Raw genomic sequence first — 25,202 nt, forward strand, 5'->3', positions numbered from 1 at the left:
ACATCCCGGTGAGCAGACGAAGGGGAACCGTCCGTGCAGTTCGAGGTGTGGGCACCAGAGGCAGACCGTGTGACGCTCCATTGCGCGGGCGCCACGCGCGCGTTGGAGCGCGATCCCGAGCGCGTGGGGTGGTGGAGCGGCGAGGCGGAGGCGGAGGACGGCACGCGGTACGGGTTCGCGGTGGACGACGGCCCGCCGCTGCCCGACCCGCGCTCGCGCCGGCAGCCGGAGGGACCGGACGGACTGAGCGCGGTCGTCGACCACGAGCGGTACGCGTGGCGTGCCGCGTGGTCCGGGCGCCCGCTGCCCGGAGCGGTGCTCTACGAGCTGCACGTCGGCACGTACACGCCCGAGGGCACCCTGGACGCGGCCGCCGACCGGCTCGGCCATCTCGTCGAACTGGGCGTCACGCACGTCGAGTTGATGCCCCTGTGCCCGTTCCCCGGCCGCCACGGCTGGGGCTACGAGGGCGTCTCCCTGTGGGCCGTGCACGAGCCCTACGGCGGCCCCGAGGGGCTCAAGCGGTTCGTCGACCGGGCGCACGAACTGGGCCTGGGTGTCGTGCTCGACGTGGTGCACAACCACCTCGGCCCGTCCGGGAACTACCTGCCCGCGTTCGGCCCCTACTTCACGGACACGCACCAGACCCCCTGGGGCAGCGCGGTCAACCTGGACGCGCCCGGTTCGGACGAGGTGCGCGCGTTCCTGCTGGGCAGCGCGCTGGCGTGGCTGCGCGAGTACCGGATCGACGGGCTGCGGCTGGACGCGGTGCACGCGTTGCAGGACACGCGCGCGTGCCACTTCCTGGAGGAACTGTCCGCCGCCGTCGACACGTTGGGCGCCGAGACGGGCCGGCCGCTGTTCCTGGTCGCCGAGTCCGACCTGAACGACCCGCGGGTGGTCACCTCCCGCGCGGAGGGCGGCTTCGGGCTGCACGCGCAGTGGAACGACGACTTCCACCACGCGCTGCACACCGCGGTGACCGGTGAATCGCAGGGCTACTACGGGGACTTCGCGCGGGCCCCGCTCGCGGCGATCGCCAAGACACTGACCGGCGGCTTCTTCCACGACGGCACCTATTCGAGCTTCCGGGACCGGCACCACGGCCGCCGCCTCGACCGCACGCGCGTGGCCGCGCACCGCCTCCTCGGCTACAGCCAGACCCACGACCAGGTCGGCAACCGCGCCCAGGGGGACCGCCTTTCAGCCTCCCTCTCCCCCGGCCTGCTGGCCTGCGCCGCCGCGCTGACGCTGACCGGACCCTTCACGCCGATGCTGTTCATGGGCGAGGAGTGGGCGGCGGGCACGCCCTGGCAGTTCTTCACCGACCACACCGACCCGGACCTCGCGGAGGCCGTACGGCAGGGCAGGCGGCGGGAGTTCACGTCGCACGGCTGGGCCGCCGAGGACGTACCGGACCCGCAGGACCCGGCGACCCGCGACCGCTCCTGCCTCGACTGGTCGGAGCCGGAGCACGAGCCCCACGCGCGCGTGCTGGCCTGGTACCGCCGGCTCATCGCCCTCCGGCACGAACAGCCCGACCTCACGGACCCCGATCTCACCGACACGAAGGTGGCCTACGACGAGGACGCCCGCTGGCTCGCGCTGCGCCGCGGGGACGTACGCGTCGCCGTGAACCTCGGCAAGGAACCGGCCGCGATCCCCCTGGGCACGCGTCCGGCGGAGATCCTGGCCGCGTGGGAGCCGGTGGAGGCACCGGGGGCGGACGGTTTGCTGCGGCTGCCCGGGGAGTCGTGCGTGGTGCTGGCGCAGGCGTAAACGCTTGCGCGATCGCTTGCGGACGGTCGGCGTAAACGCTTGCGCAAACGTGTGCGTAAACGCTTGCGCGAGCGTTTACGTGCTACAACTCCCCTTCCCCGTCCCGGAGTTCGGTCACCCGTTCCAGCAGGATCGCCTCCCAGGTGCGTCGTAGCTGGGTCCTGAGGAGTGGGACGGGCCCGGCGTCGCGGCCCTTGAGGTGGTCGGCGAGGCGGACGACGGTGTCGCAGCGGGCGAGCCAGAGGCCGCGCAGGCAGGGGCGGGCGCCGTAGCCGGCGAGGGTCGCGGCTCGTACGGCGGCGGGCGAACCGACCGCCAGGGCGAGTCCGGCGATGTCCTCGGCGGGGTCGCCGAGGGTCGCGTCGGTCCAGTCCAGGACGCCGCGCACCCGGCCGTCGGTGCTGACCACGAGGTGTTCGCCCTTGAGGTCGTGGTGGACGAGGACCGCGGTGCCGGGCTGGGCGGCGAGCTGGATCGCGCCGGGCTGGGTGAGCTGGTGGAGGCGTGCGGCGTCGAACTCGTCGGCGGCGGCGAGCCGTTCGGCGGCCTGCTCGGCGGCACGGCGCAGCTCCTCCAGGGAGCGGGGTGCGGTGCGCGGGATCCCGAGCGACTCGGCCTGTCGGGCGGGCACCTCGCGCAGCCCGGTGAGCAGCCCCGCCAGGTCGGCCTCGCCCACGGCGGAGACGTCCTGGTCCTCGCCGGATCGGCCGGGCACCTTGGTGTCGAGCGTGTAGGTGAGCCCGGGCGCCCACTCGCCGTGCGCCACGCTGGTCGGAACCGCGACGGGGAGATACGGCCGTACGAGGTCGCGCAGGCGCAGTTCACGGCGTTGCCGCACGGTGGCCGCACGGTTCGGGGCGAGGCGCAGCACATGGCGGGAGCCGACCCACCAGGTGGCGTGCTCGCCGCCCTCGGCGACGGGCCCGATCTCGGGTCCGGCACCGTCGGCCGTACCGTCCTTGAGCAGGGAGCGGACCAGTCGGCGGACGGTGTCCGCGGTGGGTTTCGGTGCCTGGGTCATGGTCGCGCCGTCGCCGTTCGGGGTGTCGGGGGCTCCTGGTCGTCGTCAGTCCACCAGGGCCATCTCACGGTCCGTGTTGTTGAGCCGTCGGCCGCCGTGCTCGGTCACCGTGACGATGTCCTCGATGCGTACCCCGAAGCGGCCGGGCAGATAGACGCCGGGCTCCACCGAGAAGCACATCCCGGGCACGAGGGGTTGTTCCTCGCCCTCGATCATGTACGGCGGCTCGTGCGTGGTGACGCCGATGCCGTGGCCGGTGCGGTGGATGAAATAGGGGCCGTATCCGGCGTCGTCGATGACCGCGCGGGCGGCGCGGTCGACCTCCTGGCAGGCGACTCCGGGGCGCACCGCGCGGAAACCGGCCTCCTGGGCCTCGCGGACGAGGTCGTGGACGCGCTGTTCCTCGTCGCCGGGTTCACCGACGTGGACCGTGCGCGAAGTGTCGGAGCCGTAACCGTCCTTGAGGCCGCCGAAGTCGAGGACGATCATGTCGCCCTGCTGGATGACACGGTCGCCCACCTCGTGGTGCGGGTTGGCTCCGTTGGGGCCCGAGGCGACGATCGTGAAGTCGACCTGGGAGTGCCCGAACTGCCGTAGCAGATCGGCGAGATCGGCCCCGACATCGGACTCGCGGCGTCCGGCGAAGGGAACCTTCCGGATCTCCTCGTACGTCGCGTCCGCGGCCGCTCCGGCGGCCGCCATGAGGTCCAGTTCCGCCGCGTCCTTCACCGCGCGCAGCATCGGCAGTGCGTCGGTGAGGGAGGCGTAGGTGGTGTCGGGCAGCGTCTTCTGGAGTCCGAGCAGGTGCATGGACCAGGCGTTGTCGCTGATGCCGAAGCGGCCCGTCGCGTCGAGCAGCGCGGCGGTGGCGGCGTAGGGGTCCTTGCCGTCGGTCCAGTCGCGCAGGGTGAGGGCGTCGGCACCGGCCGCCTTGGCCGCGTCGGGGGCCTCCAGGGTGGGCACGACGAGGACCGGGGAACGGCCGGGGGCCAGGACGAGCACGGTGAGCCGTTCGGTGACCGCGGTGGGCGCGTATCCGGTGAGCCACACCAGGTCCGGTCCCGGAGCGACCAGGAGCCCCGCGAGACCGGCGTCGGCGGCGGCCCGCGCGGCGCGGTCCATGCGGGCCCTGTAGTCGGCGGCGGTGAAGGGCGCGGGCGTGCTACCGGTCATTCAGGCCTCCGAGGACGGACGGAACAGGGCTACGGTCAGCATCCTGCCCGGACCCGGGGGGCCACGCGAGCCGATCGGCGGGACTTCCCAGTCCCGGCATCGCCATCAGGATGTCCCGGCCGGCGATCGGCGTCACGTCGTGGGCCACCTCCCAGGGGACGCGCGACGCCGTGTCAGACGACGTACCCGGGGACCACGGTGAACTGCTGGAAGCCGCCGCTGTGGTGTCGCACGGTGATCGTGACCTCGTCCCCGGGGTGGGCACGCGCGACCGCGCGCGCGAGGTCGGCCGCCGAGTCGACCCGGGTGCCGCCGAACGTGAGCAGGACGTCGCCGCGGATCAGGCCCGCCGTGTAGCCGGGGCCGGGGATGTGGACGCCGACGATCAGGGCGCCCGCCTTCTCGGCGTCCACGGCCTCCACGCCGAGCGTCGCGGTGGCGGACGTGGGCGACGGCATCGGGCTCGCGGAGGACGCGGTCCGGCCGGTGGGACGGGCCGTCGGCGCCGGTTGCCCGGCCGCCTGGCGCTGCATCTCGGCGAGTTTGCTCATGCCGATCACCGTGGCGCCGACCGTGCCGAGCCCGACCCCGGACAGCACCAGGACGGTCCCGACGAACAGGCCGAACAGCAGGGTCACGAGCCGTCGGCCGCGGCGCCGCGCGGCGTGCGGGCGCCGGCCGGCGCCGGGCTTGGTGCCGTCGCCGGGTTCCTGACCGGGCATCGGCTTGGGACGCAACGCAGTCTGTTCCATGGATCGCCTCCGGCAGATGCTCTACCCGGCGCACCGGCGCGCGACGTGCCACGAACGAGTGAGACTGGCCGAGGGTCAGGAGCGGAAGCGGCGGGTGCCCACGGCGGCGAGGGCCCGCTCCCGCCGGGCGTGCACGGTCGGCCAGGCTCGTTGTCAGTGGCGGCTGTTACGTTCTGTGACATGACCGATCACGCTCTGCGGCTGCTCCGGCAGCACGCGCACCTGGCCGAACTGGCCGCGTTCCCCTTCGACTTCGACCTGTGCCGAGCGGACCACTGCGAGCCGGTCCGGCTGGCCTCGGGCGGCCCGCTGCGTCCGGTCGCGGGCGACGACACGGGCGGTACGTACTTCGTGTGCGCGGACGGGTCCGTGCTGTACGCCGACTCCGAGGGCTCGGCCGGGATCATCGGCTCCGGTGTCGACGAGGCTCTGGAGATCATGATCGGTCTGCCGGGCTGGCGCGATCATCTGGACCTCTCCCCGGCCGACGGCGCGGAGAAGGTCCTGGCCCGGGTCGCGGAGACGGAGGAGGAGTTCCGCGAGGACTACGGCATCGACGAGGCACGGCCCGAACTCCGCACCGCCCTGGGCCTGTCCGAGCGTTCCCCGGTCGAGCTGATCGCCCTGCTGCACACCGCACTGCTGCGCACCGAGCCCGACTTCCTGCTCCTCAACGCCGAGGAGGGCTGCGCCTACGACCTCCTGGACCGTCATCCCCGTCTCCCGCTGTGGGAGCCGGTGCTCGCCCAGGGGCGGGCGATCTCGCGGCGCTGCGTGCGGGCGACCGTACGGTGTGGGACGCGGTGGCCGAGGACCCCGTACGGCGTCGACTCGCGCTGCGGGCCGCGCAGTTCGACCGCGCGGACGGCGATCTGGAGCTGCTGCGGTATCTGCTCCGGCACGAGGCCGCGTCGTCGATGACGGACGAACTGCGGCTCGCCGCCGTGCTGGTGGGTCTGCGCGGGCATGCCGAGGATCTGCCGCTGCTGCACGAGGTGCGGGAGACGGACTTCGACACCGCGTGCGGGCTGAGCGAGATGCCGGGGCCGGACGCGGACGGGGCGGCGCTGTGGGAGTGGGCCCAAGGGCTGGACGAGTCTCTCTTCGGTACGGACCCTTCCGACGAACCCCCGTCCACCTGGACCGAGTTGGCGGCCGACCAAGGGCTCGTCGAGTTGGCCCGGACGGCCCTGATCCGCCGACTGGACGAGATCGAGATGGATCAGAGTGTGCTGCGGTCGCCGGCCGCGCCGAAGGCACTGAACCCGTCTCCCCTGCGGGCGCTGGCCCGCGAGTTCGAGCAACTGGGCGACCGGGGACAGGCGTTGCGCGCCCAGCGCCTGTACGCCGCCCTCCAGGACACGGCATGGGACCGCGTCTCGGCGCGGCTGACCCAGGCCCGCCTGGAGCGCGAGACGGGTCAACCAGCGCAGGCGGGCGGGACGTTGGCGGCGTTGCGGAAGATCCTGGCCTCCCCCGCCGACGACTCCCTCCGGCACTGGCAGGGCGTGAACCTCGGCCGGTTCATCGCGGAGGAGCACTACGCCCTGGCGCGCGACCTGGCCGGCGCGAATCTCCCGGAGGAGGCCCGCGCCGCCCTGGCCGCCGCCGACGGGATACGCGGCGAGCTCTCGGGGGCCGCCGCGACGGCCGTACGGGAACTCGCCGAGGATGTGGCGGAGCGGGTCGCGGACCCGAGGGACCTCGGCTGAGGGGCTGTCAGCTGTAGGGCAGCGCCGGTACCCGGTCCGGGACGAAGCCGTGGGAACGGCTCGCCAGGTACGCGGACTTGTAGCGGTCGACCTCGCGGTGCCAGTTCAGGATGCCCGCCATCCAGTGCTGGAGGTCGGTCACATAGCCCCGCATGATCTCGCGTGCCTCGTCCGAGAGGTCGAAGTCGTCGTAGACGATGGGCAGTTCGTTCTCGGCGACGTGTTCGAACTGGTGCATGCGCTGGGTCATCAGGTCGTGGACGACGCCGAGTGCGGTCGGGTAGTCGATGCCGAAGAAGTTCTGGACGACGAGGATCGCGTTGTGGACCTCGCCCTCGTACTCGATCTCCTTCTGGTAGGAGAAGACGTCGTTGAGGAGGCAGGCGTAGTCGATGGCCGCGTTCTCCAGGGCGCGGACGGGGCCGGTGCGGTAGACCTCGGGCGGGACCTTCGGGCCGTGGCCCATGCGGCACATGCTGAGGGTGAGGTCGGAGCCGAAGGTGGCGCGGCGCATCTCCAGGTAGTCGATCGGGTCGGGGATGCGGTGCTGGATCTGGTTGGACAGCTCCCAGACCCAGCTCTCGGTCATCGTGTTGATCGCGGTCTTCAGGGTGCGCCGGTCGTCCAGGGGCATCTCGGCGGTGGTGAGGGCCCACAGGTCGATGAGCCCGCGTTCCATGCCGTTGACCGGCACGATGACCGCCGGCCCCTCGATGGGCATGCAGTCCGAGAGGCGGCCCGTGGTGACCCGGGCGGCGGCGAGGTCGCCGCGGATGCCGTAGACGAGGGGGTAGTAGTCGTCGCCGTAGGTCCCCCAGGCGAGCCAGCGGGAGCTGAGGTCGAGGGCCGCCTCGGTGGCGTCCGGGTCGATGCCCGCCGAGCAGAGCGGGAGGTCGGCGGCGGCGAGTTTCTCCTCGTCCCAGACGCCCTCCTCCAGGATGCCCATCGCGTGCGACCAGTCGACGAGGCGGAGGCGGGCGCCGTCCAGGTGCGGGCTCAGTTCGACCTCGAACGGCATGTAGAAGTCGGGGAGTTGAGAGGGGCCGACCTTCTGGAAGGGGACGTGCGTGTAGGCGCGCAGCCGTTCGGCGCCGGCCGCGGCGAGCAGGGCGCCGATGTCGGCGGCGGAGGTGCCGATGCCGGTCGGTCCGTTCAACGGCGAGTTGTCGAGGGCGCCTTCGTTCATGTAGCGGCTGGAGCGCAGGTGCCATTCGTGGCCGCCGGACTGCCAGTCCTGGAGGCCCTGGGCGTAGGCGGCGACGGCCGCGACCTCGCCCGGGGTGAGACCTTTCTCCAGGGCCACGGCGGGCACCTCGGTGAACGCGGTGTGCTCGAACTGGTGGAGCCGGGAGGTGAGGACGTCGTTGACGGTGTCGGCGGCCTCCTGGGTGGTGCAGCCGAAGAAGGTCTCCAGGACGAGCACGCCATTGCTCAGCTCGCCCTCGTCCTCGACCTCCCGCTGGTAGGAGAAGAGGTCGTTGCGCAGGTGGACGCCGTCGGAGAAGGTCTCCATCAGCACGCGCAGCGGCCGCTCCTCGGCGACGGACGCGGGCACTTCGGAGGTCGCGTACTCGACGAGACCCGCCGACCAGGGCGCGCCGCCCACCTTGCGGCGCATCTCGATGTACTCGACGGGGTTGGCGACCCGCCCCTCGTTGATGTTGGACAGCTCCCACAGGGACTCGTTGAGCAGATGCTCGGTGGAGACGGCGAAGCGGCGGCGCCACTCGACGGACATCGACGGCACGGTGCGCGCCCACAGGTCGGCGAGCCCCGCCTCGACCGGATTCTCCGGCTCCGGTACGGGAGTCGACAGGTCGAGCGGCATGAACAGTGGCAGCCGGTCCAGGTAGGCCTTGCCGCCCGCGCGGTCCTGGCTGCGCTTGAAGGTCTCCAGGAAGTGGTCGTCGAAGAAGAACACCCACACGTACCAGTCGGTGATCAGCGACAGGGCGGGCCCGTCGCAGTCGGGGTGGGTGTAGGCGCAGAGCAGGCCGTAGTCGTGCGCGTCGAGGTCGGCCTGCTCCCAGATCCCGGAGCCCTCCAGCATGCCCATCTCGCGGGCCCACGTGGAGGAGTGGGCGCGGGCCTCGTCCAGATGCGGATTGAGGCGCGCGGGATACGGCATGTAGAAGTGCGGGAGTTCGAACGGCTGGGTCATGGCCGGGCCCTACCCGCGGCCCTCAACAGCCATCCCGGGCGGGGGACATGATCACACCATCGCGTGAATCAGCGGCGAACCCCTGCGTTTTCCCCGCGTCTTGTGACGTTCGCTCCCCCGCACCTCCTCCGCAGTCTCCCCCCTGCGCTCCCTCCGCCGTCTAGGGAAAGCGCGGAACGAGTTCCTCGCCGACCCACGCCAGCGCGTCCGGCAACGCCTCCGTGGCCACCGGCAGCCACAAGGACGCGGAGACGAGCCCGGCGTCGGACAGCCGGCCCAGCTCGTCCCGGACGCTCTCGGCCGTCGCGTCCTCACCGCCCAGCGCCCGGCCCGGCACCTTCACCGCGGGGCTGAACCCGGGCGGCACCAGGAACAGGCCCGCCGTCAGTTCCAGCGTGCCCGGGTCGCGGTCCGCCTCGCCGCCGAGGACGTCGAGCCGTGCCCGCACTCCGGTGAGTGCCTCCGCGTCGACCCCGGAGCCGTGCCACGCGTCGCCGAACCGCAGGGCCCGGCGCAGTGCCGCGTCGCTCTGTCCGCCGATCCACACCGGCGGACCGCCCTCGGTGCGCGGCAGCACCCCGAGCCGCGGTGAACCCTCGCCCCGCCACAACTGCCGTACGGTGGCGAGCTGTTCGTCCATCCGGTGGCCCCGGCCCGCGAACGGAACGCCTACGGCGGCGAACTCCTCGGCGTCCCAGCCGGTGCCGACGCCCAGAGTGAAACGGCCGCCGGAGAGCCGGTCGAGGGTGGCGGTCTGGTGGGCCAGGACCAGCGTGTTGTACAGCGGCAGGACCAGGATGCTGGTGACCAGCCCGATCCGTCGGGTCGCCCCGGCGATCGCGGCCAGCAGGACCAGCGGGTCCGGGGTCACCCCCACCAAGTCACCGGCCACCGCGTGACCGCTCGCGAAGACATGGTCGAGGCCCGACTCCTCGGCCCCGACGGCGGTTTGGAGGACCTGGTCCAACTCCTCCTCCCTGTCGGGTCACAGACGGTGCGGTGCCACTCCGATACGCATCTCGGTCGTACTCCCCTCGCGCGACGACACGTCCGACAAGAACGTCGGTGACCGAGCCAACTACACGGCGGGCGCCGAGGACACCCCCCGCACCTGGATCAGCGCGTGGGTGCCGCCCGTACGCCAGCGCTGCCCCTCCGCCGCGACCAGCGCGGACTCCGTGGAGGCGTCCAGGCCCGTGATGACATCGGACTTGAGGGTGCGCAGGGCGGCGACCGGGCCCGGGAAGTACGCGGTGACGTCGGCGAACGGTGTGGTGGGGGCCCAGCGGCGATCGCCCACCAGGCGACGGTAGTTGAGGTCGCCCTTCACGATCGTCAGGGTGGCCGCGGCGAACTCGGCACGGAGGTCGGCGGGCATCTCGGCGTACGGCAGCGGGGCGCAGGAGAAGGGGTGGGCGCGCACGGTGAGGCGGCCGTCCGCCATGGCCGACCAGAGGCGGCGGCCGTACGTAGCCGCCGCACCCGGCGCGCCGACGAGCCGGTGCAGGGCATCGACCACGTCGGCGGTCGTGGCGTCGGAGACGTAGTACGGGTGCGGCTTGATGTGCAACACCGCGCGTTCGATGCGCCGTTGGTCGAGGAGATGGGCCAACAGGAGGAGATCGGGGATGAGTTCGCGGCCGGCGTTGTCGGCGACAAGGCAGAGGGTGCCGGTGCCGGAGAGGAGTGACCAGAGGAGTTCACTGTCGTCGGCCACCAGAGCCGGAACCGGGGCCTGCGACTCGGCCGGCTCAACTCCCGCTCCCGCTCCCCCTCCCGATCCCCCTCCTGACCCCGCTCCCGCTGCCGAGAGCCGGAAGCCGAGGTCCGCCCGGTTGCCCCAAAGGGAGCCGTGCAGAAGGGAGTTGGCACGCTCCTCCGGCGGCTTGGTCTCCAGCTCGTCGAGTGCGGCGAGTTCCTCGTCCGTCTCGGGGGCGTCGAGTTCGGCGCGTTTGGCGGGGCGGAACGGGTCGATGCCCTGCCAGGCGCCGGGGCCGAAGTAGCCGACGGCGTCGAGGAGTTGGCGGTAGAAGTAGCTCTCGGACCAGAGCCAGGGCACGTCGTACCAGGACTGTCCGGCGTAGGTGTCGGTGCCCCACGCCGCCCATTGGTCGCAGTCGGGGGCATCACGAGGGAGGGGTTCGATCGTGCCCTCGGTGCAGTTCTTCAGGAGGGCGTCGAGGGCGCGGTGCTGCCCGGGGTCGTACGGGAAGGCGTCCCGGACCTGCTGGATGATCGCGGGGTGCCGTTCGGCCAGCACGCTGCGGGGGAACGAGTCCGGCTCGTTGCCGAGGATCACGGGCGCGGCGGGGGTGTCGGGCATGCGCCTCACCGTACCGGGCGGGTCACTCGGTCCCGATCTCCCGCTCCAGGCGCGCGGCGAGGCTGAGATAGCGGGCGCGGCGGGGGACGGGGACCAGGCCGCGGATCACCAGGTGCCACATCTCGGCCGTTCTGCGGGGCTGTAACGCCACCGGTTCGAGGGTGCGGCCCAGGACGCGGATGCCGACGAAGAGGCCGACGAGCGTACGGGCCACGGCGTCCACGTCGGTGTCGGGGTGTGCGTCGGCCTCCGCGACGGCGCCCGTGAGTTTGCGGGAGGCGATGTCCAGCCACTCGGCGAAGGGGTGCGGCATCGGGGGTCGTACCTCGATCTCCCCGGCGGCGAGCCGGAGTCCGGCGCGCGGGATGGGGCCCTCGACGGCCAGCCGTGTCATGCCGAAAGTGACACGTATCAACGTCTCCAGTGAGGAGTACCCTCTGCTGTCCATCTCCGTGGAGATCTGGCGCGAGGCCTTGGCCTGCATCTCCAGGATCGTGTGGGCCAGGTCTTCTTTGGCCGCGAAGTGGAAGTACAGGGCGCCCTTGGTGACCCGGGCTTGGTCGACGATGTCGCTCAGGCTGGTGGATTCATAGCCCTGCCGGTCGAACAGCTCGGCGGCGGCCGTGATGATCGTTGTGCGGGTCTGTTCGGCCCGTAGCTGCCTCGCCATCGACTGAAACACTCCCGATGAAGGAAAAACAACGGCCCATGCCGTTTTTTGTTACCCCCTGTACACAGTAGCTCACCGTCCGGCGGTGTCGACCTTGTACCCGAAGACCACCAACACCCCTCACGTTCCCATCACTTGCGTCTCTCTGTCACCCCTGCCCCGGCTCTTGACCACTTTCGGTTGCTGTGGCACGTGTCAGCGCCACTTCCCGGCCAAACAGAAGACCGACCGACCCGGCGGGGCACCTCCGAGGAAGCGTCTCGACCTACGGGTCAGTCGGTCTGTTTCTGTGGATACCCTGTGCCGCCGACCTGTCGGGCGGAGGCGCGTTCGGCCTACCGGGCGGAGGGCACGTTGCCGCTGCCGGTGCTCACGGCCCGGACCGTCTTGGCCGCGTCCGCGAGACCGGCACCGCAGCCGCCGGAGCAACTGCCGGGCAGGGCGCGGGCGTTGGCCTTGATGGCCGCCTCGATCTGCGCCGGGGTCAGCGCGGAGTCGGCCGACTTCATGAGCGCGACCAGGCCCGCGATGTGCGGGGTGGCCATGCTGGTGCCCTGGTAGTAGGCGTACGACTCGGTGGACGGCGTCTTCGTGCCGGAGTTCAGCGTGGAGTAGATGCCGTTGGCGGTGCCGGTACTGGTCTGGCCGCCGGGGGCCGAAATGTCCACGCCGGAGCCGTAGTTGGAGTAGGACGCCTTGGCGCCGGCGCGGTTGGTGGCCGCGACCGAGATGACGTTGTTGCAATTGCCCGGGGAGTGGTTCGCGACGTTGTCGTTGTCGTTGCCCGCGGCGACGACGACCGTGGTGCCGCGGTTCACGGCGGCGGTGATCGCGCTCTGGGTGGCCGAGGTGCAGGCGCCGTCGCCGCCCAGGCTCATGTTGATGACCTTGGCGATGTTGCCGTTGGCGGGGACGCCGGAGACTGTGCCGCCGGACGCCCAGGTGATGGCGTCGATGATGTCGGAGTCGTAGCCGCCGCACTTGCCGAGGACGCGCAGCGGGGAGATCTTCGCGCCGTAGGCGATGCCCGCGATGCCCTTGCTGTTGTTGGCGACCGCGGCGATGGTGCCGGCCACATGCGTGCCGTGCCAGGAGGAGTTGCTCGCCCCGATGCCCGAGCCGCACTCGTTCTCGGCGTAGTGGTCGCCGGGGTCGGCCGGGTTGCTGTCGCGGCCGTCGCCGTCGACCGAGACGGCGGTGTCACTGATGAAGTCGTAGCCGGCGACGATGTTCGCGGCGAGGTCGGAGTGGGTGACGTAGCCGGTGTCGATGACGGCGACGGTGACACCGCTGCCGGTCGAAGTCGGCCACGCGGCGGGCACGTTCATCCCGGCGGTGGACTCGAAGAGGTCCCACTGCTTGCTGTACCCGGTGTCGTTCGGGTCGGCCTGCGGGGTGTTCAGCCGGTCCGGTACGACGTAGGAGACCTGCGGGTCGGACCTGAACTCGGCGATGACGTCGGCGACTTCGGTCGTGCTGCGGGCGTTGCCGAGGCCGACGAGGGCGGCGCCGGTGCCGAGGCGGCGCTGGAAGTCGACGCTCTCGCCGGTCTCCTTGCCCTTGGCGGTGGCGTCGGCCTCGGCGGCGCGGTTCGAACTCGCTTCCGCGGCACCGGACTTGTAGCCGACGATGAGGCGCTCGGCGAGGGTGCCGGGGGCGGCCTCGGTCTGTCCGGACAGGGCCGGAGCGGCGGCCCTGTCCGGGGGCACCTGGGCGACGGCGACCGAGTTGGCGGCCGCGGCGAGGAGGGCCGCGGAGACCGCGGCGACGGATATCAGGGTCCGTCCGGTGGGGAATGCCGTGGGAGTGCGCAAGGGCTTGCCTTTCGTGGCCGTACTCCAAGCAGCGCGGAGCGGCGGTCGATGCGCTTCGCCGTCGAAGCGGTGGGGGGTCGGACCGGAGAGCGCCGGGCGCGGGTGGCCGCCTCGACAGAGGTCGCCTGTGGGTCAGCTGTGGTCAAACGATAGGCAAAGAGAAGGTCATACGGATACGGGGGAAACCCTCGATCCGGCCGGAAACCACCCCTGAACATCGGGCCGTTGACCGGATACATCCGGATTCGCGGCAAGGGGGACGGACTGAACGCGCCGGGCCCGCTTCCCGTATTGCACGAACAGACCGTTGCCGCCCCCGGCCGAGGAGACGTTCCGGATGTCCCGGATGACCGCACATCGCACTGCCATGGCGGCCGCCGCCATGGCCCCGCTGCTGCTCACCGTCTGGGCGGCGGGTCCGGCGCAGGCGCACGGCGCGCCGACGTATCCGGTCAGCCGGGTCTACGCCTGCTCGCCACAGGGCGGCAGCGCGGCCGGGTCGACGGCCTGCAAGGCGGCCGTGGCGGCGAACGGGGGGCCCTTCACCTTCTGGGACAACATCCGGGTCCCCGACATCAACGGCCGCGACCGGCAGCTGATCCCCGACGGGAAACTGTGCAGCGGTGGCCTGGCCGACTACAAGGGGCTGAACCTCGCGCGCACCGACTGGCCGTCGACGCGGCTGACTCCGGGGGCGAAGCTGACGATGACGTACGCGTCGACGATCGCGCACACCGGCACGTTCAAGTTGTATCTGACGAAGGCCGGTTACGACGCGTCGAAGCCGTTGACCTGGTCGGAGCTGCCGACGACGCCGTTCGCCGAGGTGAAGGACCCGCCGCTGACCGGTGGCGCGTACCGCATCAAGGCGACGCTGCCGACGGGCCGGACCGGGCGCCAACTGATCTACACCATCTGGCAGAACAGCAGTACCGAGGACACGTACTACTCGTGCTCGGACGTGGTGTTCCCCGGGGGCGGCGCCGCTTCGCCGACACCTGCGGCGGGGACGGCCGGCTCGAAGGGAAAGACCGCGAGCCCGTCGTCGTCCGCGACCAAGTCTCCTGCTGCCGCGAGCAGTTCGGCCAAGGCCCCGGCATCCGCTACGGCGCAGAAGGCGTCCCCGGCCGAGGAGAGCACCGCGCCGGGCAGCAGCCCGGTGGCGTCCGACACCGACGCCGCTTCGAGCGGTCCTTCGGCGCCCATGGTGGCGGGCGGCGCCGCCGCGGTGCTGGTGCTCACCGGGGGCGCCGCCCTGGCCCTGCGACTGCGTCGACGCTGAACTCGAACTCGACGCGTACAGGCCCTACTTGCTCCTTTAGTTGGTGTAGACCGCGGCGCCGCCGTCCGTCACCGGGGCGTACTTCGCGGTGAAGTAGCCGGCGCTGAAGCACAGGGACGAGCCGGAGGTCTTGGTGAAGGCCTGGCTGGTGAAGTTGATGCTGGTGTCGGTGTTGCTCGCCGTGCCGGTCAGGCTGGGCGCCTGGTAGACGCAGGTGATGCTGCCCAGCAGGGTGGTCAGCTTGACCGTGGTCTGGATGGTGGAGCCGCTGGCCGGGGTGACGGTCAGGGTGCCGTCCGAGACGGCCGCGGTGGTGTACGGCAGGTTGTCGACCGTGATGCTGGTGACACCGGTGACGCCGAGGACGTTGCTCGTGCAGCTGCTGCTGTCGAAGCTCTGCCCGGAGACGGACTCGGTGGCGGTGCCCGGCGCGGTCGGGTTGTCGGTGACGGTCGCCGTGAACTGCGACGTCGTGCACTTGATGCCGCTGGTGCCGGTCGCGCTGGAGTACAGGGTGGCGCTGGTGCCGGTGGCCAGGGGCGCGGTCAGCACATCGCCGACGGCGACGGCCGTGCCGCCGAGGCTGCCGGTGGTGAGCACGGTGTCGGCCGCCGACGCCGGGGCGATGAAGGGGAGGGTGAGGGCGGCGACGGAGCCGACGAGGGTGAGAGCGGTGCGAGTACGCATGCGGGTGTACCTCTTCTTTCGAAGGGAGGGTCGAACCGGGGGGTTCTTGGGGGGTGGGGTAACTGGGGGTTGAGGGGCGCGAGTTCGCCGCCGCCGGCCCGTGACGCCTTCTCCGTACGTGACGGGCCGGGGCGGCGGCCGGCCGGTGACCGGCCGGAGGCCCGCGGGGGTTGGGGGTCTCCGGCCGGGCCGGGCGGTGGGGCGGACGGCACGACCAGGGGGGAAGCGGCCGTGCCGGGCCGCTGGGGTTCGGACTCTGAGGGCGTGAAGTGCCCCTGCGGAAAGGGAAGTCCGGGAACGCGGCTCGTGCCGCGCGGCGGATCCGGCGCCACGGATCCGGCAAACAAGGGAGAGTTGTAGACCTGAGTGTCCGTCAACGTCAAGAGATGCAGGGCAAGTTGATGTACAAACCGGGGCTCGGCAGGGCCGCGGGAAGGCCTTGCCTCACAGGTGGCGCATCATCGACACTCTTTTTTCACAACTCCCTTGACCCTTCAATGTAACCCCCGGTAACTTCCTCGACGGCTACTGCTGCGTAACCTTGAAAGCCCTTGCACCCGCCGGGAGTTGTGGGGAAGGGTGCGCCGCACTCGCTGTCCGCGCCAGGACAACGCGCCACTTCGAATACCGACTCGCGTTGAACCAGAGCAGCACATGGGAGCAGACATGGCTTCACCCTCGGACGCCAACCCGTCCAACGGAAACACCCCTGAGCAGCCGGAAAGCGGTTCCGTACCCGCGACCGCCGAGGGGCCCGAGAGACGCGGTCAGGTCCGACTGCGCCGTGCCGCGGTCATGGCGGTGCCGGCCACGCTGGCCGCCGCGGCCCTCGCGGTGCTCACCGCGCAGGGCGCGCTGGGGGTGCAGTTCTCCATCTCGGGCATGCCGTTCACGGTCACCGCCAAGTCGATGGACGGCACTGGCTTCGAGCAGTTCGGCGACCTCGACAACATGATCCCGAACAGCCCGAACGCGGGCGACACCGGCGGCCAGGAACTGATCATCACCTCCGCCATCAAGAACGCCACGCTCGACAGCCTGTGCCAGAGCGTCGACCTCGGCGGCATCAACCTGCTCATCAAGGCGGGCAGCGGGGCGACAAAGGTGACGGCGACCGACCTGACCACCGACTCGACCGAGATGTCGGGTAACGCGTCCTTCAACAACATCGAGATCGGCAACGACGCCAGCACGCTCAACAAGGCGGGCGTGCAGGGCAAGAAGGGCGTCTTCAGCCAGCAGGCCGACACCGTGCACATCGACAACCTGCGGCAGACCAACTACGCCACCACGGCGGGTGTGTTCAAGCTGCCGGGCCTCAAGCTCAGCTTCAGCGACACGGGTTGCTGATGTCGGAGAGCCTGCCACAGCAGGGGAGAGGGCCCGCCTTCCGGCGCTGGCGGGCCCGCCGTCCGTTCTGGGGCGGGCTGTTGCTCGCCCTGGGCGGGGCGGAGATCCTGCTCACGGAGAAGGTGTCGCTGAAGGTCGCGATGCACATCGGGATGCAGGGCGTGACCGGATATCTGCTCCCGGTGATGATGCTGCTGTGCGGACTGCTGATCCTCTTCAGCCCGGGCCAGCGGCTCTTCTACTCGATCGTCGGGATCCTCTGCTCCCTGGGCAGCTGGCTCACCTCGAACCTCGGCGGCTTCTTCATCGGGCTGCTGCTGGGCATCGTGGGCAGCTGCATGACGTTCGGCTGGCTGCCGGACCAGGAGCCGCGGTCGGAGCGCAAGCGTCGTAAGCGCGAGGCGAAGACGGCCACGAAGACGGAACTCCAGCAGCAGGCCTGACCCGTCGCACCGACCCCGGCAACAGCCGGGGCTCGACGCGTTCCTCGGCCACCGAGTGGCCGTCGTCCGTGCGGTGGGGGGCGAGGAGAGTCCCGTCCGCGACCAGCCGATGCACCAGCCGGCGCCGCCCGGGATCACTGTCGTAGTGCACCCCGTGGCCGTACGGCAGGAAGCCCAACGCGTCGGCGAGGGGCCGGAGTTCAGGGCCGGAGGTGTCGGTGGGGTCACCCCGGCACCGGCGCCTGTCGCAGGGAACAGCGGCGTCTCACAGGCAGCGGTGAGCATCACCTGCGGCACGCTCCGCCGGACCGGCACATCGCCCAGGGACCTCGCGCTCACGCCGCTCGGCACAACCCCGGACGCCTACACCCTGCGCGAGATCCGGCCGAAGCCACCGTTCCACCCCGCCCGGTACCGGCAACCCGCAACCCGTACCGGTACCCCTCACCGACCGGGGTAACCGGAAGCACCCCGGGATCGCCGCGGTCGGCGAGTTCAGTGGGCGGTGGCCGGTGGCTCCGTGGAAGCGGCGGCCGGAGAATCCGTCACGGTGTGGACCGTGGTCGGCTGCGCCGGGACCGACTCCGCCACGTCGCTCTCCTCCTTCATCGCCTTCGCCTCGCTCTTGAGGATGCGCATGGACTTGCCCAGGCCGCGGGCGGCCTCCGGGAGCTTCTTGGAGCCGAACAGCAGGATGACCATGATCGCCACCACCAGCAGGTGCCAAGGTTCCAGTCCGTTGCGGAGCATGACCTCGTCCTCCTCTTCCCTCACACGACAGTTGCTATGTTGCGCAACTGTACAACCCTGAGGTGGAACGCAGACCCCTCAGGGCCAGGGCATACACACCGAGCACGGCTGCCAGGAGGACGTAGTAAGGGAGCGCCAGGCCCGTCATGCCCAGCGCGGCGCCCAGCGGGCTCAGGGGCAGCAGTACTCCCGCGGCGGCGAGCGCGACGGCGGCTCGCCCCACCGGCCCCGGTGCACCGCCCCTCGTCCGCAGGAGCAGCATCACCAGCGCCTGGGTGAGCAGGTTCTCCGTGAACCAGGCCGAGTGGAACAGGACCTCGTCGTCCACGGCGCCCGGGCCGCGGAGCGCCAGTGCCACGACCGCGAACGTCGCCAGGTCCGCGACCGCGTTCAGCACCCCGAACCCGGTGATGAAGCGCAGGAACGCCCGCGGCCGCAGCACGGTCGGGCGGCGCAGCGCCTCCGCGCCGGGACGGTCGTGGGCGAAGGCCAGTTGGGCGGCGTCGAAGCAGAGGTTCTGGGCGAGCACCTGGGCCGGGAGCATCGGCAGGAAGGGCAGCAGCAGGCCCGCCGCGAGCATCGCGATGACGTTGCCGAGGTTCGAGGAGAGCGTGATCCGCAGGTACGAGGCGATGTTCGCGCTGCTGTGCCGCCCGGCCGTGACCGCGTGCCGGATCGCGGCGAGGTCCTTGCCGGCGAGCACGACGTCGGCGGCCTCCCGGGCCACGTCCACGGCGGCGCGCGGCGCGATGCCGACGTCGGCGGCGCGCAGCGCGGGTACGTCGTTCAGGCCGTCCCCGAGGAAGCCGACCGTGTGCCCGGCCGCGCGCAGGGCGGCGACCGCGCGGGCCTTGTCCTGGGGCGTGCGGCGCGCCTCGACCCGCACGTCCCCCGGCGCCAGCCCCAGCTCCCGGCACACCCGCGCCGCCGTCGCCGGATGGTCACCCGTGAGGATCCGCACGCCGACACCCAGGCCGGCCAGGGCCCGTAGTGCTTCTCCGGCGTCCGGGTTCAGGGCGTCGTGGAACGTCACCAACCCCCGGAAGACCAGGCCCCGTTCGTCGGCGGGGCCGTAGTCACGCGCGCGTGCGGGGCGTTCGGCGGTGGCGACCGCCAGGATGCGCAGCCCGGACTCCGCCTCCCGCTCGGCCAGGGTGAGCAGCCGGTCGCGCTCCACGGCGGCCACCGCACACCGGTCCAGTACGTCCTCCACCGCGCCCTTCACGATCAGCGTGTGCGTGCCGAGCGCCTCGCCCCGCACCACCGCCGTCGCGAGCCGCCGTACCGGATCGAAGGGCACGGCCCCGACCCCGTCGTACTCCTCCCCCACCGGCCCCGCCGCCTCCAGCAGCGCCTCGTCGAGCGCGTCCGGCACGGGCGCCTCGGCGAGTTGGAGGGTCCACCAGGCGGCTGTGGCGGCCAGCCGCAGGACGTCGGGATCGGTGAGGCCGTCGGGGCCGAGGGCGCGTTCCACGACCGGGCGGTCCTGGGTGAGCGTGCCGGTCTTGTCGAGGCAGAGGACGTCCACGGCGCCGAGGTCGTGCAGCGCGGGGAGCCGCCGGACGACGACACCGTGCGTACGGGCGAGGAGCGCGGCCCCGCGCGCGAGGCACGTCGTCACGATCACCGGAAGCATCTCGGGCGTCAGCCCGACCGCCACCGCGACGGCGAACGGCAGCGTCGCCAGGCCCCGCCCGCGCAACGCCGCGTTGGCCATGAGGACGAGCGGGGGCGTCAGCAGCATGAACCGGATCAGCACCCAGGAGATGCCGTGCACGGACCGGTCGAACGCGCTCGCCTCCCGCCGCACAGGCCCGCCGTGCGCGGCGGCGAACCGGGTCCGCGCCCCCGTCGCCAGCACGACCGCCGTGGCACTCCCGGAGACGACACCGCTGCCCTGAAAGCAGAGATACGGCTGCGCGAAGGGGCCCCCGTCCGCCGCGCCGGGCAGTTCTACGGCCGCCTTGCCGACCGGCGCGGACTCGCCGGTGAGGGCGGCCTGGTGCACGGTCAGCCCGGTCGCGCGCAGGAGTCGTACGTCCGCGGGGACGAGGTCGCCGGGCCCGAGCCGGATCACATCGCCCGGCACCAGCTCGGCGACCGGTGTCTCCCTGGCCCGTACCGGCGCGTCCGCGTCCGTGCGGCGCAGCACGCAGGCGGTGGCGCCGACCAGCTCGCGCAGGTCGTGCAGGGAGCGGTCGGCCCGGTGTTCCCCGCTCGTGCGCAGCACGCAGCTCACCGCGACCAGGGCGAGGATCACCGCGGCGGTGCCCCAGGAGGCGACGAGTGCCGAGACCAGCCCGAGGCAGAGCAGGACGGCGGTGAAGGGGTCGCGCAGGCTGCGCAGGAACAGGCGGGGCCAGGAGGGCGTACGGCGCCGGGGAACCGTGTTCTCGCCGGTCGCCGCGAGCCGGGCCGCGGCCTCCGGGTCGGTCAGTCCGCGCGGGCCGGTGTCCAGCTGCCGCAGCACCTGGAGCGGGGTGTGCCGGTGGGCGGCGGTGTCAGAGGCCACGGAGTCGGGGGGCGGGGAGATCGGCCCGGTCGGCGCGGTCGCCGATGCGGGTGACCGCGAGCCGGACGACGTCGACCACGTCGGGGTCGTCGACGAAGTACACCTGACGGCGGCCCTCGCGGCGGGACCGGACCAGGCCGGCGAGCTTCAGTTTGGTGAGGTGCTGGCTGACCGCGGGCAGCGCGCCGCCGACCCGCTCCGCGAGCCCGGTGACATCGCTCTCGCCCTGGGCCAGCGCCCACACGATGTGCAGCCGTGCGGGCGAGGCCAGCAGCCCGAAGGCCGCGGCGGCGTCCGCGAGCACGTCGGCGGACGGGTCCTCGAAGCCGCTGCCGGCTGTCGCCACCGCCGTCGCCTCCCGTCCCTGACCGGTCCCGTTCGTGAACGGCCCAGTCTAGGCGGCCGGAACTTCTCCCCGGTCCGGGGAGTTTCCACGGTGCCGCAGACGCACGACTGCTCGCCTGGGGCACGACTTACTACATATGGAGTTCGCATGGCCCTGTGGGACCGCTTCAAGGAGTCCGCGTCGACGATGCAGACCCAGCTCGTGGCGAAGAAGAACGACCTGAAGAGCGGGGCGTTCCGCGACGCGAGCATGGCGATGTGCGCACTCGTGGCGGCGGCCGACGGGACGGTCGACCCGTCGGAGCGGCAGCGTGTCGCCCAGCTCATCGCGAGCAACGAGGTGCTTCAGAACTTCGACGCGACGGACCTCCAGCGCCGTTTCGACGAGAACCTGAACAAGCTGACGGCCGACTTCGCCCTCGGCAAGGTCAGCGTGCTCCAGGAGATCGCCAAGGCGAAGAAGAAGCCCGCCGAGGCGCGTGCCGTGATCCAGATCGGCATCGTGATCGGCGGCGCGGACGGCGACTTCGACAAGACCGAGCAGGCCGTGGTCCGCGAGGCGTGCTTCAGCCTCGATCTGCCGCCGCACGAGTTCGACCTCTGACCTGCCGCCGACTCCCCCTTGTCGTGCGGGAGTTGGCGCACGCCTGACGACCTGGACCGCGGTCCGATCCACGCCCCGCCCCTCGGCGGCCGGGCAGCCCTTCGGGAGGATCGGCCGCGGTCCTTGGCATGAGCATCTGTTCCCCGGCCCGTCATCTCCTCCTCGGACCGCTCAACTTCCTTACGCCGTCGAGATGATCACAATGCGGCGCCAACAACTCACTCCATGTCGCTGCTCACTTGACTACCAGTGGTCGCACGCGATTGGCTCCGGCCCAACGGGAGTAACCCGGTCGGCGCACCTCATACGGCTCCGGGCGCACCCTCCCCGTCCCCGAGCTCGGCCGCACAGCGAGGTGCCGCACCCCCCATGACCACTCCACCCTCACCTCACGCTCCCTCCCGTCTGATACGCGGCACGGCGCTCAGCCTCGCCGTGACGGGCTGTCTGCTGCTCTCCGGCTGCTCGTCGAGCGTTGGTTCCGACTCCGGCAAGGACACGGCCGGTGCCGCGAACACGGGCCGGCTCAAGATCGCGCTGGTCACCCACGCGAGCAAGGGCGACGCCTTCTGGCTGCTGGTGCAGAAGGGCGCCGAGGCCGCCGCGGCCAAGGACGGCGTCGACCTGACGTACGCGAGCGACCCCGACGCCACCGGACAGGCGGAGCTGGTGCGGAACGCGATCAAGGACGGGGTCGACGGCATCGCGCTGACGCTCGCCAAGCCGGCCGCGATGAAGGGGCCGATCAAGGAGGCCAAGGCCTCGGACATTCCCGTGGTCGGCCTCAACTCCGGTATCGACTCCTGGCAGTCGGAGGGCGTCCTGGAGTTCTTCGGGCAGGACGAGAGCGTCGCGGGCCGCGCCGTCGGCCAGAAACTGGACGCCCTCAAGGCCAAGCACGCCCTGTGCGTGATCCACGAGCGGGGCAATGTCGCCCTGGAGGCACGCTGCGCGGGCGTGAAGAAGGCGTTCAGCGGCGAGACCGACATGCTCTACGTGGACGGCACCGACATGGACGCCGTGTCCGCGGGGGTCACGGACCGGCTGAAGCAGGACCCCAGCATCGACGAAGTGGTCATGATGGGCGCCGATTTCGCACTGGCCGCGGTCAAGTCCGTCAAGGCGGCGGGCAGCAGAGCGAAGGTCGCGACCTTCGACCTCAACTCGACCCTGGTCAAGGCCGTGCAGAGCGGCGACGTACAGTTCGCGGTCGATCAACAGCCTTATCTGCAGGGCTATCTGGCCGTGAACTCGTTGTGGCTCTACAAGACCAACGGCAACATCAGTGGCGGCGGGGTGGCTCCCGTGCTCACCGGCCCGGCGTTCGTGACGAAGACGAACGTCGGCGCGGTCGCGAGGTTCGCGGCCGACGGAACGCGCTGACCGGACACTTCGTACGAGGATGTAGCGAGGACGACCACGATGTCTCCACGGACAGGTGCCCGGCGCCGCGTCGGTTCCATACGTCTTTCCCTGATCCTGCTCGCCCTGGTCCCCAGCGTCACGCTGGCCGCCATGTGGGGCGTGACGACGACCCAGATGTTCGCGGAGGGGCTACGGCTGCGCTCGCAGACGGAGTTGAGCAGGTCGACCGGCGCCATGGGCACCGAGGCCGCGCTCGCGCTCCAGAAGGAGCGCACTCTCTCGGCGGCGTGGATGGCGAATCCGCACGGCTCCCAGGCCGCGCTGGAGGCCCAGCGCGCGGCGACGGACAAGGCGGTGGCCCAACTCGTGGCCCAGTCGGGGGCGATCAAGAAGGCGCCGTCCCGGATCAGGGACCGGATGTACTCGGTCGTCGCGTCCGTGGACAGCCTGGAGTACTACCGGGACCAGGTGGACAAACCCACCGACATCACGCCCCAGCAGGTGCTGGACCAGTACACCTCGATCATCGACGACCAGATCCAGGCGTTCCAGGAGCTGTCCCAGGTCGACGACGGCGACCTCACCTCGCAGGCGGAGCCGCTCGTCGCGCTGGAGCACGGTGCGGAGCTGGTCTCCCAGGAGGACGCGCAGCTGACGCTGGCCTGGCACTCCGGGCACCTGGACAACGAGTCGTGGGAGCAGTTCGCCGAGCTGGTGCACGCCCGGCGCTGGCTGGTCGAGGACCAGATCGCCACCGGGTTCCAGGGTGCCGCCAAGACGAGGATCGAGCACATTCTGCAGAGCGTCGAGTGGAGCACCCTGGAGTCCACGGAGGACGCGGTGCTCAGGGCCGGTACGGCGGGCAGGGCGGAACCGGACGACGGCTCGGCCGGCCGGATCGTCCTGCCCGACGAGCAGAAGCAGTGGAACGCGGCACTGACCGAAGTCGCCGACCAGTACACGGTGTTGATCAGGCAGCAGACGTCCGGGCTCCTCGACCGCAGCTCCGACAAGGCGCACAACCTGCTCGTCACGGCCGCCTCGCTGAGCGCGGGCGGACTCGCCGCCCTGCTGCTCTGCGTCGGCATGTCCTGGCGGATCACCCGCTCCCTGTCCCGCCGGCTGCGCGGTCTGAAGGCGGCCACGCTGGGCCTCGCCGAGGACCGACTGCCCGATGTGGTGGCCCGGTTGAACCGGGGCGAGAAGATCGACGTCGAGTCGGCGACCCCGCCCCTGGACTACGGCAACGACGAACTCGGCCAGGTGGCGCAGGCGTTCAACACCGCGCAGCGCACCGCCGTGCACACCGCGGTCGAACTCGCCGACACCCGGAGGGGTTTCCAGAAGGTCATCCTCGGCATCGCCCGGCAGAGCCAGAACCTGGTCAACCTCCAGCTGACCAAGCTCGACCAGCTGGAGCGTCGGCACGACGACCCCGAGGTCCTGCGCGGCCTGTACGAACTGGACTCCACGGCAAGCCAGTTGCGCCGCTACGAGGAGAACCTCGTCGTCATCAGCGGCGAGCAGCCGCGCCGCAGCTGGACCGAGCCGGTCGCCCTCATCGACATCCTGCGCAGCGCCGTGGGTGAAGTCGCCCAGTACCAGCGGGTGGAGGTGCACACCGAGGAGGAGGTGTGCCTCGCGCCGCCCGCGGTCGCCGACGTGATCCACCTGCTGGCCGAGCTGATCGACAACGCGACCGTGTACTCCCCCGCGCCGAGCCCGGTCGGGGTGCGGGCCGCGATGGTCGCCAAGGGGCTCGTCATCGAGGTCGAGGACCGCGGGCTCGGCATGTCGGAGGAGGACTACGCCTCGCTCAACGAACAGCTGGCGGTGGCACCGCAGTTCGACGTGGTCGCCCTCGCCGACGACCTCCGGCTCGGCATGTTCGTGATCGCCCGGCTCGCCACCCGGCACAGCATCGCGGTGACCCTGCGCTCCTCGCCGTACGGCGGCACGACCGCGATCGTGCTGATCCCGCACGAGATCGTCGTACCCGAGGCACCCGAGGAGCCCGCCCGGGGCGCGGCACGAGCGGCCGATGCCGAGGCCGTCGTAGCGGAGAAGACGGAGAAGGCGGCCGGCTCCACAGCAACAACCGCCGTGGCCGATCGGGCAGTTGACGCGTCGAGTCCCGCACCCAAGGGCCGTCCCGTCGTCCCCCCGGCGCGGTCGCCCGAGTCCGAGTCGGTGACGGCCGGGCTCGGTGGGCTGACCCCGTTGCCGCGGCGGGTGCCGCAGACCAGTCTGGCCAGTGAGTTGCGGGAGGAGGCCGGGGCGGTCGAGGAGGACCTGGAGCTGGAAGACTTCACCGCGGAGCGTGCGGCTTCCTCGCTGGCCGGGTTCCAGCGCGGCACGTTCCAGGCGCGAGACTCCATCGACGACGACGCGCCTTCGCAGTACGACCGGGAGGAAGCAGCAGCCTCCCCGAATCCGCCCGCCGACCGCTCATGAAGGAC

General features: G+C 71.4%; 20 protein-coding genes and 2 pseudogenes. 9 read left to right on the forward strand and 13 right to left on the reverse strand.

The features are described 5' to 3' along the window. Positions 1-33: 33 nt before the first annotated feature. Positions 34-1,779, forward strand: coding sequence for a malto-oligosyltrehalose trehalohydrolase (treZ, locus tag OG194_RS09940; protein WP_327400492.1), 1,746 nt, complete (start codon positions 34-36; stop codon positions 1,777-1,779). An 82-nt stretch (positions 1,780-1,861) separates the two neighbouring features. Here treZ and OG194_RS09945 read toward each other — a convergent pair whose 3' ends face one another. From OG194_RS09945 to OG194_RS09955, 3 genes are all read right to left on the reverse strand, one after another. Continuing rightward, positions 1,862-2,800: a phosphotransferase family protein gene (locus tag OG194_RS09945; RefSeq protein ID WP_327400493.1), complete on the reverse strand. Its 939-nt coding sequence runs from the start codon at positions 2,798-2,800 to the stop codon at positions 1,862-1,864. A 45-nt stretch (positions 2,801-2,845) separates the two neighbouring features. Continuing rightward, positions 2,846-3,973, reverse strand: coding sequence for an aminopeptidase P family protein (locus OG194_RS09950; protein ID WP_327400494.1), 1,128 nt, complete (start codon positions 3,971-3,973; stop codon positions 2,846-2,848). 173 nt (positions 3,974-4,146) lie between these two features. After that, the gene (locus OG194_RS09955; protein ID WP_327400495.1) at positions 4,147-4,725 is read right to left on the reverse strand and encodes a PDZ domain-containing protein; all 579 of its coding nucleotides are present in this window, start codon (positions 4,723-4,725) and stop codon (positions 4,147-4,149) included. A 180-nt stretch (positions 4,726-4,905) separates the two neighbouring features. Between OG194_RS09955 and OG194_RS09960 the strand changes: the two genes are divergently transcribed. Both OG194_RS09960 and OG194_RS09965 read left to right on the forward strand, forming a co-directional pair. Then, positions 4,906-5,646: a hypothetical protein gene (locus OG194_RS09960; protein ID WP_327400496.1), complete on the forward strand. Its 741-nt coding sequence runs from the start codon at positions 4,906-4,908 to the stop codon at positions 5,644-5,646. Beyond that, positions 5,529-6,437: a hypothetical protein gene (locus OG194_RS09965; protein ID WP_327400497.1), complete on the forward strand. Its 909-nt coding sequence runs from the start codon at positions 5,529-5,531 to the stop codon at positions 6,435-6,437. Before OG194_RS09960 ends, OG194_RS09965 begins: the two co-directional genes overlap by 118 nt. A gap of 7 nt (positions 6,438-6,444) precedes the next feature. On the opposite strand, the gene cyc2 is transcribed toward OG194_RS09965, so the two are convergent. From cyc2 to OG194_RS09990, 5 genes and pseudogenes are all read right to left on the reverse strand, one after another. Continuing rightward, positions 6,445-8,598 carry a germacradienol/geosmin synthase Cyc2 gene (gene cyc2, locus OG194_RS09970; RefSeq protein ID WP_327400498.1) on the reverse strand — a complete coding sequence of 718 codons (2,154 nt, stop codon included), beginning with the start codon at positions 8,596-8,598 and terminating at the stop codon, positions 6,445-6,447. Between the two features lie 160 nt (positions 8,599-8,758). Continuing rightward, positions 8,759-9,565, reverse strand: coding sequence for an LLM class flavin-dependent oxidoreductase (locus tag OG194_RS09975; RefSeq protein WP_327400499.1), 807 nt, complete (start codon positions 9,563-9,565; stop codon positions 8,759-8,761). Between the two features lie 111 nt (positions 9,566-9,676). Further along, a complete protein-coding gene (locus OG194_RS09980; protein WP_327400500.1) occupies positions 9,677-10,921 on the reverse strand; it encodes a damage-control phosphatase ARMT1 family protein in 1,245 nt (414 codons plus the stop codon). A 22-nt stretch (positions 10,922-10,943) separates the two neighbouring features. Next, positions 10,944-11,591, reverse strand: coding sequence for a ScbR family autoregulator-binding transcription factor (locus tag OG194_RS09985; RefSeq protein ID WP_327400501.1), 648 nt, complete (start codon positions 11,589-11,591; stop codon positions 10,944-10,946). 356 nt (positions 11,592-11,947) lie between these two features. Beyond that, a pseudogene (locus OG194_RS09990) lies at positions 11,948-13,405 on the reverse strand (S8 family peptidase); the annotation flags it as partial. Positions 13,406-13,742: 337 nt separating this feature from the next. On the opposite strand from OG194_RS09990, the gene OG194_RS09995 reads away from it, so the two are divergent. After that, a complete protein-coding gene (locus OG194_RS09995; RefSeq protein ID WP_327400502.1) occupies positions 13,743-14,687 on the forward strand; it encodes a lytic polysaccharide monooxygenase auxiliary activity family 9 protein in 945 nt (314 codons plus the stop codon). A gap of 36 nt (positions 14,688-14,723) precedes the next feature. On the opposite strand, the gene OG194_RS10000 is transcribed toward OG194_RS09995, so the two are convergent. Then, positions 14,724-15,374, reverse strand: coding sequence for a Tat pathway signal sequence domain protein (locus OG194_RS10000; RefSeq protein ID WP_327400503.1), 651 nt, complete (start codon positions 15,372-15,374; stop codon positions 14,724-14,726). Positions 15,375-16,040: 666 nt separating this feature from the next. On the opposite strand from OG194_RS10000, the gene OG194_RS10005 reads away from it, so the two are divergent. Then, a complete protein-coding gene (locus tag OG194_RS10005; protein ID WP_327400504.1) occupies positions 16,041-16,724 on the forward strand; it encodes a DUF6230 family protein in 684 nt (227 codons plus the stop codon). After that, the gene (locus OG194_RS10010; protein ID WP_327400505.1) at positions 16,724-17,167 is read left to right on the forward strand and encodes a DUF6114 domain-containing protein; all 444 of its coding nucleotides are present in this window, start codon (positions 16,724-16,726) and stop codon (positions 17,165-17,167) included. Before OG194_RS10005 ends, OG194_RS10010 begins: the two co-directional genes overlap by 1 nt. 16 nt (positions 17,168-17,183) lie before the next feature. On the opposite strand, the pseudogene OG194_RS10015 reads toward OG194_RS10010, so the two are convergent. The 4 genes and pseudogenes from OG194_RS10015 to OG194_RS10030 all read right to left on the reverse strand — a co-directional run. Then, positions 17,184-17,399 (reverse strand): annotated as a pseudogene (locus OG194_RS10015) (peptidase E); the annotation flags it as partial. A gap of 263 nt (positions 17,400-17,662) precedes the next feature. Next, positions 17,663-17,917 (reverse strand): Sec-independent protein translocase subunit TatA, encoded by a 255-nt coding sequence (gene tatA, locus OG194_RS10020; protein ID WP_327407030.1) that lies wholly within the window; start codon positions 17,915-17,917, stop codon positions 17,663-17,665. A gap of 34 nt (positions 17,918-17,951) precedes the next feature. Next, on the reverse strand, positions 17,952-20,429 hold the full coding sequence (mgtA, locus tag OG194_RS10025; RefSeq protein WP_327400506.1) for a magnesium-translocating P-type ATPase: 2,478 nt from the start codon (positions 20,427-20,429) through the stop codon (positions 17,952-17,954). Further along, positions 20,419-20,775, reverse strand: coding sequence for an ArsR/SmtB family transcription factor (locus tag OG194_RS10030; RefSeq protein WP_327400507.1), 357 nt, complete (start codon positions 20,773-20,775; stop codon positions 20,419-20,421). The genes mgtA and OG194_RS10030 overlap by 11 nt, the downstream gene beginning before the upstream one ends. A gap of 147 nt (positions 20,776-20,922) precedes the next feature. On the opposite strand from OG194_RS10030, the gene OG194_RS10035 reads away from it, so the two are divergent. From OG194_RS10035 to OG194_RS10045, 3 genes are all read left to right on the forward strand, one after another. Beyond that, on the forward strand, positions 20,923-21,378 hold the full coding sequence (locus OG194_RS10035; protein ID WP_327400508.1) for a tellurite resistance TerB family protein: 456 nt from the start codon (positions 20,923-20,925) through the stop codon (positions 21,376-21,378). 369 nt (positions 21,379-21,747) lie between these two features. Continuing rightward, the gene (locus OG194_RS10040; protein ID WP_327400509.1) at positions 21,748-22,761 is read left to right on the forward strand and encodes a substrate-binding domain-containing protein; all 1,014 of its coding nucleotides are present in this window, start codon (positions 21,748-21,750) and stop codon (positions 22,759-22,761) included. Between the two features lie 39 nt (positions 22,762-22,800). Next, positions 22,801-25,197, forward strand: coding sequence for a sensor histidine kinase (locus OG194_RS10045; RefSeq protein WP_327400510.1), 2,397 nt, complete (start codon positions 22,801-22,803; stop codon positions 25,195-25,197). Positions 25,198-25,202 lie beyond the last annotated feature (5 nt).

This window comes from Streptomyces sp. NBC_01288, from assembly GCF_035982055.1.
Classification (GTDB): Bacteria; Actinomycetota; Actinomycetes; order Streptomycetales; family Streptomycetaceae; genus Streptomyces.